Source organism: Pseudomonas sp. B21-059 (assembly GCF_026016285.1).
In the GTDB taxonomy this organism is placed as follows: domain Bacteria; phylum Pseudomonadota; class Gammaproteobacteria; order Pseudomonadales; family Pseudomonadaceae; genus Aquipseudomonas; species Aquipseudomonas danubii.
Map to the genome: position 1 here is coordinate 5,751,713 of NZ_CP087201.1, position 19,405 is coordinate 5,771,117.

Consider the following 19,405-nt stretch of genomic DNA (forward strand, 5'->3'; position numbering starts at 1 on the left):
CACACAATAAAGAGAGGCCGAGATGTACATCTATCGCTTGGTCCTGCTCCTGGTAGTGGGGATCTATCTGTTCTCCCCCGCCATCATGGATTGGTGGATCGATGCTACTGGCGCCTGGTATCGCCCGTATCTGCTCTGGCTGATTCTGATCGTCGTGACCTTCATCCTGCAGAGCCAAAAAGATGCCGATGAGCTTTAGCCTGACCCAGATGATCCTGATCAGCGCCGCCTACTTGCTGGTGCTGTTCGGGGTGGCCTGGATCAGTGAGCGCGGCATGATTCCGCGCTCGATCATTCGCCACCCACTGACCTACACCCTGTCGCTGGGGGTCTATGCCAGCGCCTGGGCCTTCTACGGCACGGTGGGCCTGGCCTATCAGTACGGCTACGGGTTCCTCTCCAGCTACCTGGGGGTGTCCGGGGCCTTCCTGCTGGCGCCGGTGTTGCTCTATCCGATCCTGAAGATCACCCGCACCTATCAACTGTCATCCCTGGCGGACCTCTTCGCCTTCCGTTTCCGCAGCACCTGGGCCGGCGCCCTGACCACCATCTTCATGCTGGTAGGAGTCCTGCCCTTGCTGGCCCTGCAGATCCAGGCAGTGGCCGACTCGATCGGCATCCTCACCCATGAACCGGTGCAACATCGAGTAGCGCTGAGCTTCTGCGCGCTGATCACCCTGTTCACGATTTTCTTCGGTTCACGGCACATCGCTACCCGGGAGAAACATGAAGGCCTGGTGTTCGCCATTGCCTTCGAATCGGTGATCAAGCTGATCGCCATCGGCGGTGTCGGCCTGTATGCGCTGTACGGGGTCTTCGATGGTCCGCAACAGCTGGAACTCTGGCTGCTGCAGAACCAGACCGCCCTCGCCGCGCTGCACACCCCACTGCAAGAGGGCCCGTGGCGCACCTTGCTGCTGGTGTTCTTCGCCTCGGCGATCGTCATGCCGCACATGTACCACATGACCTTTACCGAAAACCTCAACCCCCGAGCCCTGGTCAGCGCCAGCTGGGGGCTGCCGCTGTTCCTGCTGCTGATGAGCCTGGCGGTGCCGCTGATTCTCTGGGCCGGACTCAAGCTCGGCGCCACCACCAACCCGGAATACTTCACCCTGGGCATAGGTATCGCCGCCAACAGCCCGGCCCTGGCACTACTGGCCTATGTCGGCGGACTCTCGGCCGCCAGCGGTCTGATCATCGTCACCACGCTGGCCCTGTCGGGGATGGCCCTGAACCATCTGGTGCTGCCGCTTTACCAGCCCCCCGCAGAAGGCAACATCTATCGCTGGCTGAAGTGGACCCGTCGCGCCCTGATCGTCGCCATCATCATGGCCGGCTACGCCTTCTACCTGCTGCTGGGAGCCGAACAGGACCTGGCCAACCTGGGAATTGTCGCCTTCGTCGCTACCCTGCAATTTCTTCCCGGCGTGCTTTCGGTGTTGTACTGGCCGACCGCCAACCGTCGGGGCTTCATTGCCGGGCTGCTGGCGGGGATCCTGGTCTGGCTGGTGACCATGCTGCTGCCTCTGATCGGCAACCTGCAGGGTTTCTATATCCCGCTGCTGAACATGATCTACGTCCTCGACGACACGAGCTGGCACATGGCAGCCATCGCCTCGCTGGCAGCCAACGTACTGATGTTCACCCTGATTTCGCTGTTCACCAACGCCAGTACCGAGGAAACCAGCGCCGCCGAAGCCTGCGCAGTGGACAACGTGCGCCGACCGCAGCGCCGGGAACTGCATGCCGCCTCACCTCAGGAGTTCGCCACCCAACTGGCCAAGCCGCTGGGAGCCAAGGCCGCGCAAAAGGAAGTGGAGCAAGCCTTGCGCGACCTGTATCTGCCTTTTGACGAACGCCGCCCCTATGCCTTGCGGCGTCTGCGTGACCGTATCGAGGCCAACCTGTCCGGCCTGATGGGACCGAGTGTCGCCCAGGACATGGTGGAAACCTTCTTGCCATACAAGGCCGGCGGAGAAAACTATGTCACCGAAGACATCCATTTCATCGAAAGCCGCCTCGAGGACTACCACTCACGCCTGACCGGCCTGGCCGCCGAGCTCGATGCCCTGCGCCGTTACCACCGACAAACCCTGCAGGAACTGCCTATGGGGGTCTGTTCCCTGGCCAAGGATCAGGAAATCCTCATGTGGAACAAGGCCATGGAGGAGTTGACCGGCATTCCCGCTCAGCATGTGGTGGGATCGCGCCTGAGCACCATCACCAATCCATGGAAAGACCTGCTGCAGGGCTTTATCAACTTGCCGGACGAGCACTTGCACAAGCAGCATCTGGCCCTCGACGGCCAGACTCGCTGGCTGAACCTGCACAAGGCGGCCATCGACGAGCCGTTGGCTCCGGGTAATAGCGGCCTGGTGTTACTGGTGGAAGACCTGACCGAAACCCAGACCCTGGAAGACAAGCTGGTGCACTCCGAACGCCTGGCCAGTATCGGACGCCTCGCTGCCGGGGTGGCTCATGAGATCGGCAATCCGATCACCGGCATCGCCTGTCTGGCGCAGAATCTGCGGGAGGAGCGCGAGGAAGACGGTGAGCTGACGGAAATCAGTGAGCAGATCCTCGAACAGACCAAGCGCATTTCGCGCATCGTCCAGTCACTGATGAGCTTTGCCCACGCCGGTAGCCATCAGCACAACGACGAAGCCGTCTGCCTGGCCGAAGTTGCCCAGGACGCCATTGGTCTCCTGGCCTTGAACCGGCGCAATTTCGAAGTGCAGTTCTTCAATCTGTGCGATCCCGACCACTGGGTCGATGGTGATCCGCAGCGGCTGGCGCAGGTACTGATCAACCTCCTGTCCAACGCCCGCGACGCCTCTCCTCCCGGCAGCGCGGTACGCGTCAAGAGCGAGGCTTTCGAACACACGGTCGATCTGATCGTGGAAGACGAAGGCAGCGGCATCCCCAAGAACATCATGGACCGATTGTTCGAACCTTTTTTCACCACCAAGGACCCTGGGGAAGGTACCGGACTGGGCCTTGCACTGGTCTATTCCATCGTTGAAGAGCATTATGGACAAATCACCATCGACAGCCCGGCCGATCCACAAAGCCAACGCGGCACCCGTATTCGGGTGACCTTACCGCGTCATGTCGAAGCGACGTCCGCTGTGAACTGAGACCGTCGAGAGAATTGAATCAATGCCGCATATTCTGATCGTCGAAGACGAAACCATTATCCGCTCCGCCCTTCGCCGCCTGCTGGAACGCAACCAGTACCAGGTCAGCGAAGCCGGCTCGGTGCAGGAAGCCCAGGAACGCTTCAGCATTCCCACATTCGACCTGATTGTCAGCGACCTGCGCTTGCCTGGCGCCCCCGGCACCGAACTGATCAAGCTCGGCCAGGGCACTCCTGTACTGATCATGACCAGTTACGCCAGCCTGCGCTCGGCTGTGGACTCAATGAAAATGGGTGCGGTGGACTACATCGCCAAACCGTTCGACCACGATGAAATGCTCCAGGCCGTGGCCCGGATTCTCCGCGACCGACAAAGCGCCGAGAACGCACCGGCAGATCGTCCAGCCACCAAGACGGGGAGCGTTGCGGACAAGGCCGGCTCCAGCAACAACAACGGCGAAATCGGCATCATCGGTTCCTGCCCGCCCATGCAGGATATGTACAGCAAGATCCGCAAGGTGGCGCCAACAGATTCGAATGTCCTGATCCAGGGCGAGTCCGGTACCGGCAAGGAACTGGTGGCCCGGGCACTGCACAACCTCTCCAAGCGGGCCAAGGCCCCCATGATCTCAGTGAACTGCGCAGCCATTCCGGAAACCCTGATCGAGTCCGAATTGTTCGGCCATGAGAAAGGCGCGTTCACCGGCGCCAGCGCCGGGCGTGCAGGCTTGGTGGAAGCAGCGGACGGCGGAACACTGTTCCTCGACGAAATCGGGGAGCTGCCACTGGAGGCCCAGGCGCGCCTGCTGCGGGTTCTGCAGGAAGGCGAGATCCGTCGCGTGGGGTCCGTGCAGTCGCAAAAAGTCGATGTCCGCCTGATTGCAGCGACTCACCGCGACTTGAAAAGCCTCTCGAAAATCGGCCAGTTCCGTGAAGACCTGTATTACCGTCTGCACGTGATTGCCCTGAAACTGCCCGCCTTGCGCGAGCGCGGCGCCGACGTCATTGAAATCGCCAATGCCTTCCTCGCCCGCCAGAGCGCACGCATCGGCCGCTCGGACCTGAAGTTCGCCGCCGACGCCGAACAGGCTATTCGCCATTATTCCTGGCCAGGAAACGTGCGTGAACTGGAAAACGCTGTAGAGCGCGCGGTAATCCTGTGCGAAAGCCCGGAAATCTCCGCTGACCTGCTGGGGATTGATATCGAGCTGAGCGACCTCGAAGACGATGACTTCGTCGGCCTGCCAGCGCAACAGGGCAACACCAGTCACGAGCCCACCGAGGACCTGTCCCTGGAAGACTACTTCCAGCACTTTGTCCTCGAACACCAGGACCACATGACCGAGACCGAATTGGCACGCAAACTGGGCGTCAGCCGCAAATGCCTTTGGGAACGTCGCCAGCGCCTGGGCATCCCGCGGCGCAAAAGCGGGGTAGCCAGCGAAAGCTGAACCCAGGCTGACCCGAGTGTGGGTAACGCTCGACTTTGTGAAAAAAACTGTTACCTGTGTAATTGGACGTAACAAAAGCCGGGGCTAAAGGTAACGAAGCCCCGGTTTTTTTTGGCCTGAAAAACACCACCAGGCACGCCTAACCCCTTGTTTTACTGGGGATCTCAAAAGTTGGCACGGCACCTGCTATATGTTTAGTACAAGAACAATAACAAGCAATGCACAAGACAATAAAAATAAGACGAATCGACTCACGCATAATAAAAACAACACGGCGGAGGCGCAGCTAACTGATTCTTTTGGAGAGGCGTTGTATTTGGGGCATGCCCCACAACCAGGCCGAGAACAACAAAAACTGCCCTAAGGCAGAGCCTGAACTGGTTGGATCGAAAGGTCATTGCAACTCAGCGATCAAAGCAATCCGTTTGCTCTTGGCTCCCGATTGGGAGGGTCACTCTGGATAACCTTAGTGACAAGGGCGTTTAACAAAAACAAGAAGCCCGAAACCAATAATAAAAATAGAGCACGCACAACTATTCTGGGGGAGCTTCGGCTCCCCTTGTGGTTTCCAGAATTCGCATTTCCCCCAAAAAAACCTACGCCAGCCCTGCTAGATCGCACCTTTGCGCAGACCTGCACAAGTCGCGGCAGCTTCCTACACCATCCTTCGACTAAATGCTAGAATCCCCGCCCATCATGCGGTCATTCTTCGTTTTGGCCGAACATTCCTTCAAACAGTGCATCCCATGCTGAAGAAGCTGTTCCAGTCATTCCGTTCTCCCTTGCGTCGTACGCAACATAAACGCAGCACCCCTGAAGTGCTCAATAGCAGCCAACATTCGCTGCAACGTGCCCAGTTCAGCCGGTATGCGGTAAATATCGTCGAACGCCTGCAGAACGCCGGCTACCAGGCGTATCTGGTGGGTGGCTGCGTGCGCGACATGCTGCTCAACATCACCCCCAAGGATTTCGACGTCGCCACCAGCGCTACACCGGAGCAGGTCAAGGCCGAGTTTCGTAACGCACGGATCATTGGCCGTCGTTTCAAACTGGTGCATATCCACTTCGGTCGCGAAATCATCGAGGTCGCGACTTTCCGCGCCAACCACCCGCAGAACGACGACGAGGAAGACAGCAATCAATCCTCCCGTAACGAAAGCGGGCGAATTTTGCGGGATAACGTCTACGGCACCCTTGAAGAAGACGCGCAACGCCGCGACTTCACCATCAACGCCCTGTATTACGACCCGGTCAGCGAACGCATCCTCGATTACGCCAATGGCGTACACGACATTCGCAACAATCTGATCCGCCTCATCGGCGACCCTCGGCAGCGCTACCAGGAAGACCCGGTGCGGATGCTGCGTGCCGTGCGATTCGCGGCAAAACTCAACTTCGGTATCGAAAAACACACCGCAACTCCGATCCGCGAACTGGCTCCCATGCTGCGGGAAATCCCTTCCGCACGTCTGTTCGAAGAAGTGCTCAAGCTGTTCCTCTCCGGCTACGCGGCCGACACCTTCGAAATGCTGGTGGACCTGCAACTCTTCGATCCATTGTTCCCGGCCAGCGCCGAAGCCCTGGAATACAACCCGACTTACACCCATACATTGATCAGTGAAGCCTTGATCAACACTGATTTGCGAATCAAGCAGAACAAGCCCGTGACTCCGGCCTTCCTGTTCGCCGCCCTGCTCTGGCCGGCCCTGCCCGCCCGGGTCCTGCGCCTGCAGGAGCGCGGCATGCCGCCAATCCCGGCCATGCAGGAAGCTGCCCACGAACTGATCGCCGAACAGTGCCAACGCATTGCCATTCCCAAGCGCTTCACCATGCCGATCCGCGAAATTTGGGATATGCAGGAACGGCTGCCACGGCGCAGCGGCAAGCGCGCCGACCAGTTGCTGGACAACCCGCGCTTCCGTGCCGGCTACGACTTCCTGCTGCTGCGTGAAAGCGCAGGCGAGCAGACCGACGGCCTGGGCGAATGGTGGACCGACTACCAGGACGCCAATGACTCCGAACGCCGCGACATGATCCGCGACCTGAGCGGTAAGGAAGACACCAGCGGCGCGCCACGCAAACGTCGGCGCAGCAGCGGTGCCAAACGCAAGCGTGCAGGCAGCTCCAGCGCTTCAGGCGAGTAATGGATGGAACGCATCTACATTGGCATGGGCAGCAATCTGGCTGCCCCTGAAGAGCAACTGCGCAGCGCACTCGAGGCCTTGGCGCAGTTGCCCGCAAGCCACTTCCACGGCGTGTCGGCCTTCTATCAAAGCGATTCCCTGCTGCCCGGCCAACCGCGCTACACCAATGCCGTGGCGGCGCTGGACAGTGACCTGGAGCCCTTGGCACTGCTTGATGCGCTGCAGGCCATCGAAAACCAGCAAGGCCGAGAACGTCATGAACGCTGGGGCCCTCGCACCCTGGACCTGGACATCCTCCTGTTCGGCGATCGCCTGATTGACGAACCGCGCCTCAAAGTCCCTCATTACCATATGCACGCCCGCCCCTTTGTCCTCTATCCCCTGGCAGAACTGGCCCCCGCTGAATTGCGACTGGCCGACGGACGTACCCTGCAGGAGCTGCTCGACGCCTGTCCATTTGTCGGCCTGGAACGGCTGAAATAACCGCTGAAACGCATCAGTAACGGCGGTAACACTCCCGGCGTAACAAGGCGGTAACACATCTAATTGACTTCCAGAGTCCTCATCACGACTATAGGCGTCCCGTTGCCGCCATCCCGGCGTTAAAGGGCGCAATTCAAGCGAGGCTTGTTCGCGGCGACCCCAGGAAACGCTAGGCCAAGGCGCTTGTGCAACGGCGGTGGCACCCGCTGGTACACAGCCCCTTCTGGGCACAGAATAAGGCGTCCAACGCCACCAGCGCGAATCCCGGTACCGCTTTCAAATCGCTTGGAACCAGGCTGTATAAGCACGACAAAAGACCGTGCGCCTGAATAACGAAGAATCACGCGCGTTACTCGCAGTAGTTTCCAAAGCGCCTGAAATGAGGACCCCTTTTCATGCCAGACATCACTCTGACCACCCTGCAAAGCCTCAAGCAGAAAGGTGAAAAGATCACCATGCTGACCTGCTATGACGCCACCTTCGCCCACACCTGCTGTGAAGCCGGCGTCGAAGTCCTGCTGGTAGGCGACTCCCTGGGCATGGTGTTGCAAGGGCACGACAGCACACTGCCCGTGAGCAACGCCGATATGGCCTATCACGTCGCGGCGGTCAAACGCGGCAACAATGGCGCTTTGATCCTCGCCGACCTGCCCTTCATGTCCTATGCCACCCCCGAACAGGCCCTGAGCAGCTCGGCCCAGTTGATGCAGGCCGGGGCGCACATGGTCAAGATCGAAGGTGCCGCCTGGCTGGCCGAATCGGTTCGCCTGCTGAACGAGCGCGGCGTCCCGGTCTGCGTACACATGGGGCTGACCCCACAAACAGTGAATGTGCTGGGCGGCTACAAGGTCCAGGGGCGCAACGAGAACCAGGCGCGGCAGATGCGGGCCGATGCCATTGCCCTGGAGCAGGCCGGTGCCGCCATGTTGCTGCTGGAGTGCGTCCCCAGCGAACTCGCGGCGGAAATCACCCAGGCAGTGAAGATCCCAGTGATTGGCATCGGTGCCGGCAGCGCCACCGACGGCCAGGTGTTGGTGCTCCACGACATGCTGGGCCTGTCCCTGAGCGGTCGCTCGCCCAAGTTCGTGAAGAACTTCATGGCCGGCAAAGACAGCATCCAGGCGGCGTTGAGTGCCTATGTCGAAGCGGTCAAGGCCGTTACCTTCCCAGGCGTCGAACACGGGTTCTCTGCATGAATACAGTCAAAACCGTGCGCGAGTTGCGCGCTGCGGTCGCCCGCGCCCGCAGCGAAGGCAAGCGGATCGGCTTCGTCCCCACCATGGGCAACCTGCACAGCGGTCACGCCGCCCTGGTGGCCAAGGCCGCCCAGCGAGTGGATTTCGTGGTGGCCAGTATCTTCGTCAACCCGCTGCAGTTCGGCGCCGGCGAAGACCTCGACAAGTATCCGCGCACCCTGGCCGCCGACCAGGAGAAACTGCTCGAAGCTGGCTGCCATCTACTGTTCGCTCCCAGTGTCGAAGAGATGTACCCCGACGGCATGGCTGGACAAACCCGGGTCAGCGTGCCGCAGCTCTCCGAAGGCCTGTGCGGCGCCAGCCGCCCCGGTCATTTCGAAGGCGTGGCCACGGTGGTCAGCAAGCTGTTCAACATGGTCCAGCCGGACCTTGCCGTGTTCGGCCAGAAGGACTACCAGCAGTTGGCGGTCATTCGTGCCCTGGTGCATGACCTGAACATGCCGATCCAGATCATCGGCGAGCCAACGGTGAGGGCCACCGACGGCCTGGCCCTGTCCTCGCGCAATGGCTACTTGAGCCCAGAGCAGCGCGCCATCGCCCCCGTGCTGTACCGCAGTCTGAGCCAAATCGCTCAGGCCATTCGGGATGGCGAGCGTGACTATCCGAGGCTACTGGCCGAGCAACAGCAGCAGCTCGAGGCGGCCGGCCTGCGACGGGACTACCTGGAAATCCGTCACGCGAAAAACCTGCGTCCCGCCACTGCCGAAGACCGTGACCTGGTGATTCTGGTGGCGGCTTATCTGGGCGCAACACGCTTGATCGACAACCTGCATCTGGACCTCGACACGCCGGCATGAACGCCTGATTGCCCGAACGCCAACCTTCGGGCAAACTGCCGCCGGCTGGGGCCTGCAGCTGATACTGCAGGTCCTGTTCGAGGATCCGACCCAGGAATTTCCCATGCGTGCCATCTTGCCCAGGGTGAAAGCGATCTGCTCAGTGCCAGACCACGCAGGCGGTAGATGCCCCCGGCAACGAGCGGAACCACGAAACCTTGGGGTCCCCGTTGAAGCCAGCCGATTCCAACCCCGTTTATTCCCGCTGAAAGCCCCCCATGCAGCCCTGATTGGCCCCGCCAGTACAAAATAGTACCGGCCACAAGGCGCACAAAGCCAAGACAGAACAGCACGCTGGAGTTACTGTTATCGCCCTGGGTGATTAATCGAATCAGCACAGGACTGAAGGAACGAGGTCTTTGAGACCGCGCAGGACGTTCCGGGCTTCTCAGTGTCCAAAAAGGCAGTTCAAGCAAAAGGAAAACCGCAGCGATGGCGTACTACCGCACTCCTCACGACGTTACCGCTCTGCCCGCCTGGCAAGCGTTGAAAGACCACCGCCAAGCCATGCAGGATTTCAGCATGCGCGAGGCGTTCAATACCGATCCACAGCGCTTCAACCAATTTACCCTGAGCAGCTGCGGACTGTTTCTCGACTACTCGAAAAACCTGATCACCAGCCAGACCCGCGATCTGCTGGTGAATCTGGCCAAGGAAGTCGGTCTGGCCGATGCCATCAAGTCCATGGTGACCGGTGAGCTGGTCAACGCCTCCGAAGGCCGTCCGGCGCTGCACACTGCACTACGCCGTCCGGTGGGCGACAAGCTGTCGGTCAATGGCGTCAACGTGATGCCGGAAGTACACAAGGTACTGAACCAGATCACCGAACTGGTCGGGCGCATCCACGACGGCCTGTGGCGCGGCTACACCGAGAAACCCATCACCGACGTGGTCAACATCGGTATCGGTGGCTCGTTCCTCGGCCCGGAGCTGGTGTCCGAGGCGCTGTTGTCCTATGCCCAGAAAGGCGTGCGCTGTCACTACCTGGCCAATATCGACGGTAGCGAGTTCCATGAGCTTTCAGCGAAAATCCGTGCAGAAACCACGCTATTCATCGTTTCTTCCAAGTCATTCAACACCCTCGAAACCCTGAAGAACGCCCAGGCGGCGCGGGCCTGGTACCTGGCCCAGGGCGGTTCCGAAGCCGAATTGCACCGCCACTTCATCGCCGTATCGAGCAACAACGCGGCCGCCGTGGCCTTCGGCATTCGTGAAGAGAACATCTTCCCAATGTGGGACTGGGTCGGTGGACGCTACTCGCTGTGGTCCGCCATCGGCTTGCCGATCGCACTGGCCATCGGCATGTCCAACTTCAAGGAACTGCTGTCCGGTGCCTACACCATGGACCAGCACTTCCAGAGCGCACCGTTCGAGCAGAACATGCCGGTACTGCTGGCCCTGCTGGGAGTGTGGTACGGCAACTTCTGGGGAGCGCAAAGTCACGCGATCCTGCCGTACGACCACTACCTGCGCAACATCACCAAGCACTTGCAGCAACTGGACATGGAATCCAACGGCAAGAGCGTGCGCCAGGACGGTACCCCGGTGGCCACCGATACCGGCCCGGTGATCTGGGGCGGCGTAGGCTGCAACGGTCAGCACGCCTATCACCAGTTGCTGCACCAGGGCACCCAACTGATTCCGGCCGACTTCATCGTGCCGATCGTCAGCTTCAACCCGGTGGCTGACCACCACCAGTGGCTGTACGCCAACTGCCTGTCCCAGAGCCAGGCGCTGATGCTGGGCAAGACCCGCGCCGAAGCCGAGAGCGAACTGCGCGAGAAAGGCATGAGCGAAGCCGATGTGGCAAAACTCGCGCCGCACAAGGTGATTCCCGGCAACCGTCCGAGCAACACCCTGGTGGTGGAACGCATCAGCCCGCGGCGCCTGGGCGCCCTGGTAGCGCTGTACGAACACAAGGTCTTCGTGCAAAGCGTGGTCTGGGGCATCAACGCCTTCGACCAGTGGGGCGTGGAGCTGGGCAAGGAACTGGGCAAAGGCGTCTACAACCGTCTGGTCGGTAGCGACGAAACCCTGGCCGACGATGCTTCGACCCAAGGCCTGATCAACTACTTCCGCGGCCGTCACCGCGGCTGATCAACCTTCTCTGTCCCGGGAGCCGCCACGTCGGCTCCCGTCCGGGCCCCGGCCCTCCCCCCTTGAACCTTCCTGACACTTGTGCGCACCCTTATGGCTTGTCGCAAAACAAGAATAAGGAACCGTCATGTTCGATATCAGCACTTTTCCGAAAGCCGATGCCGTCCGCCGGGCGGCGCAAATGAGTCAGGACGACTACCACCACCTCTACCGCCAATCCATTGAGCAGCCAGATGTGTTCTGGGCCGAGCAGGCCAAGCGCTTCCTGCACTGGAGCAGCCCCTGGGACAGCGTGCACAGCCATGACATGCGCACCGGCGAGGCCAGCTGGTTCCGTGGCGGCCAACTCAACGTCAGCTACAACTGCATTGATCGTCATCTGGAAAAACGCGGCGATCAGGCAGCCATCATCTGGGAAGGCGATAACCCCGCCGACTCACAGCGCATCACCTACAAAGAACTTCACGGGCATGTCTGCCGCCTGGCTAACGTGCTGAAAAGCCGTGGCGTGAAAAAAGGCGACCGGGTGTGCATCTACATGCCGATGATTCCCGAAGTGGCCTACGCCATGCTCGCCTGCACCCGAATCGGTGCCGTGCATTCGGTGGTGTTCGGCGGCTTCTCCCCGGAGGCCCTGCGCGACCGGATTCTCAACGCCGACTGCCGCACCCTGATCACCGCCGACGAAGGCGTGCGCGGCGGCAAACAGATTCCCCTCAAGAGCAACGTCGACAAGGCCCTGCTCAGTTGCCCGGACGTCAGCAGCGTGGTGGTGGTCGAGCGCACCCGTAATCCGGTGAACTGGGTAGAGGGCCGCGACATTCACTACCAGCAGGCCGTAGCCGCGGCCAGCGACCAGTGCGCCCCCGAGCCGATGGACGCCGAAGACCCGCTGTTCATCCTCTATACCTCCGGCAGCACCGGCAAACCCAAAGGCGTTCTGCATACCACCGGCGGCTACCTGCTACAGGCCGCCATGACCTTCAAGTACGTACTGGACTACCGCGACGGCGAGGTCTTCTGGTGCACCGCCGACGTCGGCTGGGTCACCGGCCACAGCTACATCCTCTACGGTCCGCTGGCCAACGGTGCCACCACGCTGATCTTCGAAGGCGTGCCCAACTACCCCAGCACCTCGCGTTTCTGGGAGGTGGTGGACAAGCACCAGGTGAACATTTTCTACACTGCCCCGACCGCCCTGCGGGCCCTGATGCGCGAAGGCAACGACCCCGTGCAGCGCACCTCCCGCAGCAGCCTGCGGCTCCTGGGCAGTGTTGGCGAACCGATCAACCCGGAAGCCTGGGAGTGGTATTTCAATGTCGTGGGCGAGCAGCGCTGCCCGATTGTCGATACCTGGTGGCAGACCGAGACCGGCGGCATCATGCTCAGCCCCCTGGTCAGCGCCCGACAGGTCAAACCCGGCTGCGCCTCGACGCCGATGTTCGGTGTACAACCGGTGTTGCTGGACGACCAGGGCAAGGAAATCCAAGGTGCCGGCAGCGGCATCCTGGCGATCAAGGCCAGTTGGCCGGCACAGATACGCAGCGTCTACGGCGATCCCAAGCGCATGATCGAAACCTACTTCGCGCCTTACCCCGGCTACTACTTCACCGGTGACGGCGCGCGCCGGGACGAGGACGGCAGCTACTGGATCACCGGACGCATCGACGACGTGATCAACGTCTCCGGGCACCGCATCGGCACTGCCGAAGTGGAAAGCGCCCTGGTACTTCACGACGACATCGCCGAGGCCGCCGTGGTCGGTTACCCCCACGACCTCAAGGGCCAGGGGATCTATGCCTTTGTCACGCCCATGCAAGGCATCGAACCCGACGAGGAACTGAAAAAGCAACTGCTGGCCCTGGTCAGCCGTGAAATCGGCAGCTTTGCCAAACCGGAGCTGATCCAGTGGGCCCCGGCCCTACCGAAAACTCGCTCGGGCAAGATCATGCGGCGTATCCTGCGCAAGATCGCCTGCAACGAACTGGAGACCTTGGGGGATACCTCGACCCTGGCGGACCCCAGTGTGGTGGAAGGCCTGATCGACAAGCGCCTGAACGCTTGAAACCGGCGCGGCCACGGCCGCGCCTTTTTTCACTACCCGCACCGAGCTGTCATGGAATTCATTCGCAGCCGTATCGAAAGCCAGGTCATGAGCTTGTCTGGCCTCTCCCTGGGGCAACTCGACCTGGAGCATCCCAAGGGCGACCCCGGCCTGTTCGGGCCGGGCTCGGTCAGTTGGCAGGTACACGCCGACTTCAGCAGCATGCTGATCGGCGGCATCAGTGCCTTGCTGATGCAAGCCCTGCACCCCCTGGCCCTGGCCGGGGTCTGGGACCACTCGAACTTTCGCCAGGACATGATCGGCCGCCTGCGCCGCACCGGCCAGTTCATTTCCGGCACCACCTTCGGCTCCCGTCAGGACGCCGAATGGCTGATCGAAAAAGTACGCACTATTCACCTGCATATCGTGGGCACCGCTCCTGATGGCCGTCCTTACGCCGCCAGCGATCCGGACCTGCTGACCTGGGTGCATGTGGCGGAAGTCAGCAACTTTCTCGCCGCCCACCTGCGTTACCTCAACCCTCGCCTGTCAGGGGCAGACCAGGACCGCTACTACAACGAGATCGCGCTGATCGCCGAACGTCTCGGCGCCCGGGATGTGCCCCGCTCGCGGCGGGCGGTGGCCGACTACCTGCAGGCCATGCGTCCGCAACTGCTGTGCGACGATCGCAGTCGCGAGGTTCTGCGCCTGCTACAGGCGGCTCCAGCTCCCAGTCGCCTGGCCAAACCTTTTGGCTCATTGATGATGCAGGCCGGTATCGACCTGCTGCCGGACTGGGCCAGCGCCATGCTTGACGTCAATCAGAACCCGCTGCAACGCCAGCTGATTCGAGCCAGCGTCAAACGCAGTACGCCGATGCTGCGCTGGGCGGTGCGTGACAGTTCGGTGCATCGAGCGAAACGACGCATGGGTCTGTAGAAGACGACCGCTCATGCACAACACGCCCAGACAGTTCGCAATTGGCCGGCCAGCACCACGCCGTACCCACCATGCCCTTGAACAAAGTCTGCGGCTCCGGCCTCAAGGTCTTGCACCTGAGCGCCCAGGCCATTGGCTGCGGCGATGCCAAAGTGATCATCGGCGGCGGCCAGGGCGTGGCCTTGGCCATAGAGTCCGAGAGATCGCCTTCGCCAGCACTTGGCTCCTACAACGGGCAGGAGGCTGGTAAACTGCGGCGCCTTATTCCTCTTCTCCAAGGCGCCCTGCATGTCTTCCTTGAATCAGGCGCTGCGCGCCGCCCTCGATCACCGTCAAGACCTGCTCGCCGAACTGCACCAGCAAGGCACCGACTGCTATCGCCTGTTCCACGGCAGCCAGGAAGGCGCCGGTGGCCTGACCGTCGACCGTTATGGGCCGCAGTTGCTGGTACAGAGCTTTCACCAAACGCTGGAACGCGATGCCCTGCTGCAATTGCACGAAACCATCAATCAACAGCTGAACCTGTCGACCCTGCTGGTCTACAATGATCGCTCCCGCGGCAACTCGCGTATCGACCGTGAAGACTCGGTATACCGCGCCGACGACAGTGCCCTGGAGGATCTGGTCGGCCATGAATGGGGGTTGAATTATCGTGTCCGTGGCCGTCATGCCGGGCAGGACCCGTTGCTGTTTCTCGACCTGCGCAACGCTCGCGGCTGGGTCAAGCAGCACAGTGCCGGGAAAAGCGTGCTCAATCTCTTCGCCTATACCTGCGGTGTCGGCCTCTGCGCTGCGGCCGGAGGCGCCCGGGAGGTCCTCAACCTGGACTTCGCCGAAGGCAACCTGGCGGTAGGCCGGGAAAACGGCCAGCTCAACCCGCAGCTACCCGGTATGCAGTTCGTGCAGTCGGACTACTTCCCAGCAATCCGCCAACTGGCGGGCCTGCCCATCAGTCAGCGACGTGGACAGAAGCTCCCCAGCTATCCGCGTCTTGAACAACGCCAATACGATCTGGTCTTGCTGGACCCTCCGGCCTGGGCCAAGAGTGCCTTCGGCACCGTCGACCTGCTGCGCGATTATCAGAGCCTGCTGAAGCCGGCGCTGCTGGCCACTGCCGAAGAGGGTGTGCTGATCTGCTGTAACAACCTGGCCAAGGTGTCGTTGCAGGAATGGCGAGAACAAGTGCTGCGCTGCGCCGAGAAAGCCGGGCGGCCAGTACGCGATTGCCAGGTCCTTGCCCCTGCTGCGGACTTCCCTTCCCAGGACGGACAACCACCGCTGAAAACACTGATCCTGCAACTTTGATCAGGGGCAAAAAATCTGAACAATCCTGAAGACTGTGATGGTTTCGGAACCGTAAACGCGTGCCATACTCCAAGGCACTTCCGATCCAGATAGATGAAGCCTCGCATGACCAAAGGATTGATTCGCGCTCTCTGCGCCTTGTTGACCGCTCTCGCCCTTTACAGTCTGCTGGGCTTTCTGATTTTGCCGGGCATCGCCTTGCGGGTGGCCAACCAGCAACTGGCCAACTACGCCACGACCCCGGCCCATATCCAGCGTATCGAACTCAACCCCTTCAGCCTGGAACTGACCCTCTGGGGCCTGAGCGTCGGCGAACCGGGCAAGGAACAGATTGCCTTCCAGCGCCTCTACGCCAATCTGCAATTGGACAGTCTGTGGAAACGCGCTCTGCATCTGGCGGACGTCGAACTGGACCAGCCCAAGACCGAGATCCTCTTCGACAAGGAAGGCAAGCTCAACCTCCTGGCCCTGTTCAAGCTGCCTGCCAGCGAACCGACCCCGAGCGATCCCGACGCCAAGCCGTTTCCCGTTCGCATTGAACGCATCAAGCTGGCGGGCGGCTATCTGCACTTCAAGGACCTGCGCCCCAGCGAGCCCATCGAATTTCTCTACAACAAGCTCGACTTTGAACTGAAGAACCTCAGCACCCTGCCGGATGACAGCGCCGACATGACCCTGGTGGCCACCGGCCCGGAAGGCGGACAGATCGACTGGAGCGGCAACTTCAGCGTGACCCCGCTGGCTTCCGAAGGCACCTTGAAAGTCACCGACGGCAAGATGAAAGCCTGGTGGCCCTATGTACGTGACGCCGTGCCGCTGGTGCTGGAAGACGGCGTGGTCAACCTCAGCACCCACTATAAATTCAGCCTGACCAAGGAAACCGAACTGCTGCTGGACAACACCTCCATCAGCGTTGCGCCATTCGCCATCAAAGCCCCGGACGGTCGCCCGCTGGCGCGCCTGGAGCGCCTGGACATCAGCGAAGCGATGGTGGACCTGGCCAAGCAGCACGTCATAGTCGGCAAGATCCGCAGCCAGAAACTGGAGACCTGGGCCGCCCTTGAAGCCGATGGCCAACTGGACTGGCAAAAGCTCTTCGCCAGCCAACCCGCCAAGCCGGCAGCCAAGCCTCAGCCAGCCACAGCCGATACCACCAAGGAACCCGCAGTCCCCAGCAAGCCCTGGCAGGTACTGCTCAAGGATGTGGAACTGCGCAACTATCAGGTGCACCTGGCCGACCGCCAAGCCAAACCGGCCGTGGCGCTGGACGTTGGCCCGCTGAACCTGGATCTGAAAAACTTCGACAGCCTCAACCAGTCGCCTTTCACCCTAAAGCTCGATACCGGCCTGGGTAAACAAGGCAAGGTCAGCGCCACCGGCGAAGTCAACCTCAACCCCATCACCGCCAAGCTCAAGGTGCAGACCAAGGACATCGACCTGCGGGTCGCCCAGTCCTACATCAGCCCGTTCATTCGCCTGGAACTGCGCAGCGGCATGCTCGGCAGCGACCTGGCAGTGGACCTGAAGAAAGTCGAACCGTTGACCTTCAGCATCACCGGCCGGGCCGAAGTGGATCAGTTGCACACCCTGGACACCCTCAAGACCCGCGACTTCGTGAAGTGGAAACAAGTGGTGGTGGAGGGCCTGAACTATCAGCACGGTGACAGCCTGACCATCAGCCAGGTCAACCTGATGCAGCCTTATGCGCGCTTCATCATCAACGATGACCGCACCACCAATATCGACGACCTGCTGATTCCACAACCCGCAGGCGGCAGCAGCAAATCCTCGGGCAAGCCCGCCCCAAGTTCCAGCAAGCCACTGGGTATTCACATTGGTAAAATCGCCATCAACGATGGTTCGGCCAACTTCGCCGACCTGAGCCTGATACCAAACTTCGCCACGGCAGTCCAGCAACTCAACGGGCATATCGGCACCATCGACAGCCGCCAGGCCAAGCCGGCGGAGGTGGGCGTCAAGGGCAAGGTCGACCGTTACGCTCCAGTGACCATCAAGGGCAGCGTCAACCCCTTCGATCCAATGGCCGCACTGGACATCGCCACCAGCTTCAAGCGAGTGGAGTTGACCACCCTGACGCCCTATTCCGGAAAGTTCGCCGGTTTTCGTATTCGCAAGGGCCGACTCAACCTCGACTTGCACTACATGATCACCAAGGGCCAGCTCAAGGCCGAGAACAAACTGGTGGTCGAACAACTGCAACTGGGTGAAAAGGTCGACAGCCCAGACGCCGTGGACCTGCCGATTCGCCTGGCCGTAGCCCTGCTGAAAGACACCGACGGCAAGATTTCCATCGAGTTGCCAATTTCCGGCGACCTCAACAACCCACAGTTCAGCGTGATGCCAATCGTCTGGCAGACCCTGCGCAACCTGGTGCTGCGAGCAGCCCAGGCCCCCTTCAAGTTCATTGGCGGCCTGGTCACCGGCGGCGACTCTGAAGACCTGAGCAGTGTGTCTTTCGCTCCTGGCTCCAGCGAACTGAGCAAAGAGTCCGAATCAGCCCTCACCACCCTGGCCAAGGCCCTCAAGGAGCGTCCGACCTTGCGCCTGGAGATCGAAGGCACCAGCGCCCAGAGCAGCGATGGTCCGCTGATCGCCGAACAGCGTCTGGAGCGCGAGTACCAGTACAACTACTACAAAATCCTGCAACGGCGCGGCGACAAGGTGCCGGCCCAGGCGTCCTTGCTGCAGGTTCCCGAGGGCGAGAAAGCGCCATTGCTGGAAGGCATCTACCGCACCCGCCTGAAACAGCAACCTCCGGCCGAATGGACCCAGCTCAGCCGCGACGAGCGCAGTGCCAAACTGCGTGAGGGGCTGATCAAGTTCTGGAGCGGCAGCGACGTGTTGCTGCGCCAACTGGGCCAGGAACGGGCCAGCAGCATCAAGGACTTCCTGGTGGACAAGGGCCAATTGGCCGATGACCGGGTCTACTTCATCGATGCCAACCTCGGCCAGGCCGAAAGCGACGGCAAGGTGATCACTCCGCTGCACCTGGACAGCGAGTAAGGCTCGCGCCGGCCTCAAGCAGCGCCACTTCCCCGCCCAATAGAACAGGCCCCGACACAAAGTGCCGGGGCCTGTAATGATCACATCCTTGTGATCTTCCGCATGAACCTTTGAAAGAAGCGGCAGACGTATCGCTTGGCTCGTCTACCGCCCCCTCTCCCTGTCCAGGCGAGAAGCTTGGGGTCTTACTCGGCTTTCAGGCCGTCGGCAGAGACCGCTTGAACGCCTTTGATTTTCTTGGTGATTGCCACTGCTGTGGCTTTCTGCGCCTCGGTAATGGCAACAGTGGACGACAGCGAGACGACGCCCTTGTTGGTTTCAACCTTGATGTCGGTGCCAGGAATGCCTTTCTCGGTTACCAGATCGCTTTTCACTTTGGTGGTGATCCAGGTATCGGAGGTGGCCTCTTTGGCCTTGGTCACTTCACCGGCAGCCACGACCATAGGCGACTGGGTGCTTTGAGTGGTCTGCGCAAATGCTGCGTTGGACATGGTCAGGGTCAGAGCGGTAGCAGTTGCAGCAGCGATAGCGAACTTCTTCATACGAGTAACTCCTGTTCTTTTAGAAAGCCTGCGCCGTGTCCTGGCAACAGGGTTATGAGGGATATTGCAGGTGCTGTGCCAAGTCCAGACCACATAAAAAACTCATAAAAAACAATAAGTTATAGATAACGCGAAGAATCAGCATCAT

The 19,405-nt window shown here is 60.8% G+C and carries 13 protein-coding genes and 1 pseudogene; 13 read left to right on the forward strand and 1 reads right to left on the reverse strand.

Annotated features, from left to right (window positions below; translation table 11 throughout):
* Positions 1-22: 22 nt before the first annotated feature.
* The 13 genes and pseudogenes from LOY69_RS25535 (at position 23) to LOY69_RS25595 (ending at position 18,715) form a co-directional block, all read left to right on the forward strand.
* On the forward strand, positions 23-199 hold the full coding sequence (locus LOY69_RS25535) for a hypothetical protein (protein ID WP_003176118.1): 177 nt from the start codon (positions 23-25) through the stop codon (positions 197-199).
* Positions 183-3,137 carry a sensor histidine kinase gene (locus LOY69_RS25540; protein ID WP_162884092.1) on the forward strand — a complete coding sequence of 985 codons (2,955 nt, stop codon included), beginning with the start codon at positions 183-185 and terminating at the stop codon, positions 3,135-3,137. Before LOY69_RS25535 ends, LOY69_RS25540 begins: the two co-directional genes overlap by 17 nt.
* Positions 3,138-3,159: 22 nt before the next feature.
* Positions 3,160-4,587 carry a sigma-54-dependent transcriptional regulator gene (locus LOY69_RS25545; protein WP_265073765.1) on the forward strand — a complete coding sequence of 476 codons (1,428 nt, stop codon included), beginning with the start codon at positions 3,160-3,162 and terminating at the stop codon, positions 4,585-4,587.
* Positions 4,588-5,333: 746 nt separating this feature from the next.
* Positions 5,334-6,731, forward strand: a complete 1,398-nt coding sequence (locus tag LOY69_RS25550; RefSeq protein ID WP_110597066.1) for a polynucleotide adenylyltransferase PcnB — start codon at positions 5,334-5,336, stop codon at positions 6,729-6,731.
* Positions 6,732-6,734: 3 nt separating this feature from the next.
* Complete coding sequence (folK, locus tag LOY69_RS25555; RefSeq protein ID WP_102882226.1) at positions 6,735-7,214, forward strand: 2-amino-4-hydroxy-6-hydroxymethyldihydropteridine diphosphokinase; 480 nt, start codon at positions 6,735-6,737, stop codon at positions 7,212-7,214.
* A 395-nt stretch (positions 7,215-7,609) separates the two neighbouring features.
* The gene (panB, locus tag LOY69_RS25560; protein WP_102882227.1) at positions 7,610-8,410 is read left to right on the forward strand and encodes a 3-methyl-2-oxobutanoate hydroxymethyltransferase; all 801 of its coding nucleotides are present in this window, start codon (positions 7,610-7,612) and stop codon (positions 8,408-8,410) included.
* Positions 8,407-9,267, forward strand: a complete 861-nt coding sequence (panC, locus tag LOY69_RS25565) for a pantoate--beta-alanine ligase (RefSeq protein WP_102882228.1) — start codon at positions 8,407-8,409, stop codon at positions 9,265-9,267. The genes panB and panC overlap by 4 nt, the downstream gene beginning before the upstream one ends.
* Positions 9,268-9,738: 471 nt before the next feature.
* Positions 9,739-11,403 (forward strand): glucose-6-phosphate isomerase, encoded by a 1,665-nt coding sequence (pgi, locus tag LOY69_RS25570; protein ID WP_102882229.1) that lies wholly within the window; start codon positions 9,739-9,741, stop codon positions 11,401-11,403.
* 127 nt (positions 11,404-11,530) lie between these two features.
* Positions 11,531-13,468 (forward strand): acetate--CoA ligase, encoded by a 1,938-nt coding sequence (gene acs, locus LOY69_RS25575; RefSeq protein WP_110652093.1) that lies wholly within the window; start codon positions 11,531-11,533, stop codon positions 13,466-13,468.
* A gap of 51 nt (positions 13,469-13,519) precedes the next feature.
* Positions 13,520-14,386 (forward strand): oxygenase MpaB family protein, encoded by an 867-nt coding sequence (locus LOY69_RS25580; protein ID WP_102882231.1) that lies wholly within the window; start codon positions 13,520-13,522, stop codon positions 14,384-14,386.
* A gap of 44 nt (positions 14,387-14,430) precedes the next feature.
* Positions 14,431-14,559 (forward strand): annotated as a pseudogene (locus LOY69_RS25585) (acetyl-CoA C-acetyltransferase); the annotation flags it as partial.
* Between the two features lie 115 nt (positions 14,560-14,674).
* The gene (locus tag LOY69_RS25590) at positions 14,675-15,691 is read left to right on the forward strand and encodes a class I SAM-dependent rRNA methyltransferase (RefSeq protein WP_213665047.1); all 1,017 of its coding nucleotides are present in this window, start codon (positions 14,675-14,677) and stop codon (positions 15,689-15,691) included.
* Between the two features lie 105 nt (positions 15,692-15,796).
* On the forward strand, positions 15,797-18,715 hold the full coding sequence (locus tag LOY69_RS25595) for a DUF748 domain-containing protein (RefSeq protein ID WP_265073766.1): 2,919 nt from the start codon (positions 15,797-15,799) through the stop codon (positions 18,713-18,715).
* 185 nt (positions 18,716-18,900) lie between these two features.
* On the opposite strand, the gene LOY69_RS25600 is transcribed toward LOY69_RS25595, so the two are convergent.
* A complete protein-coding gene (locus LOY69_RS25600) occupies positions 18,901-19,257 on the reverse strand; it encodes a BON domain-containing protein (protein ID WP_102865479.1) in 357 nt (118 codons plus the stop codon).
* Positions 19,258-19,405 lie beyond the last annotated feature (148 nt).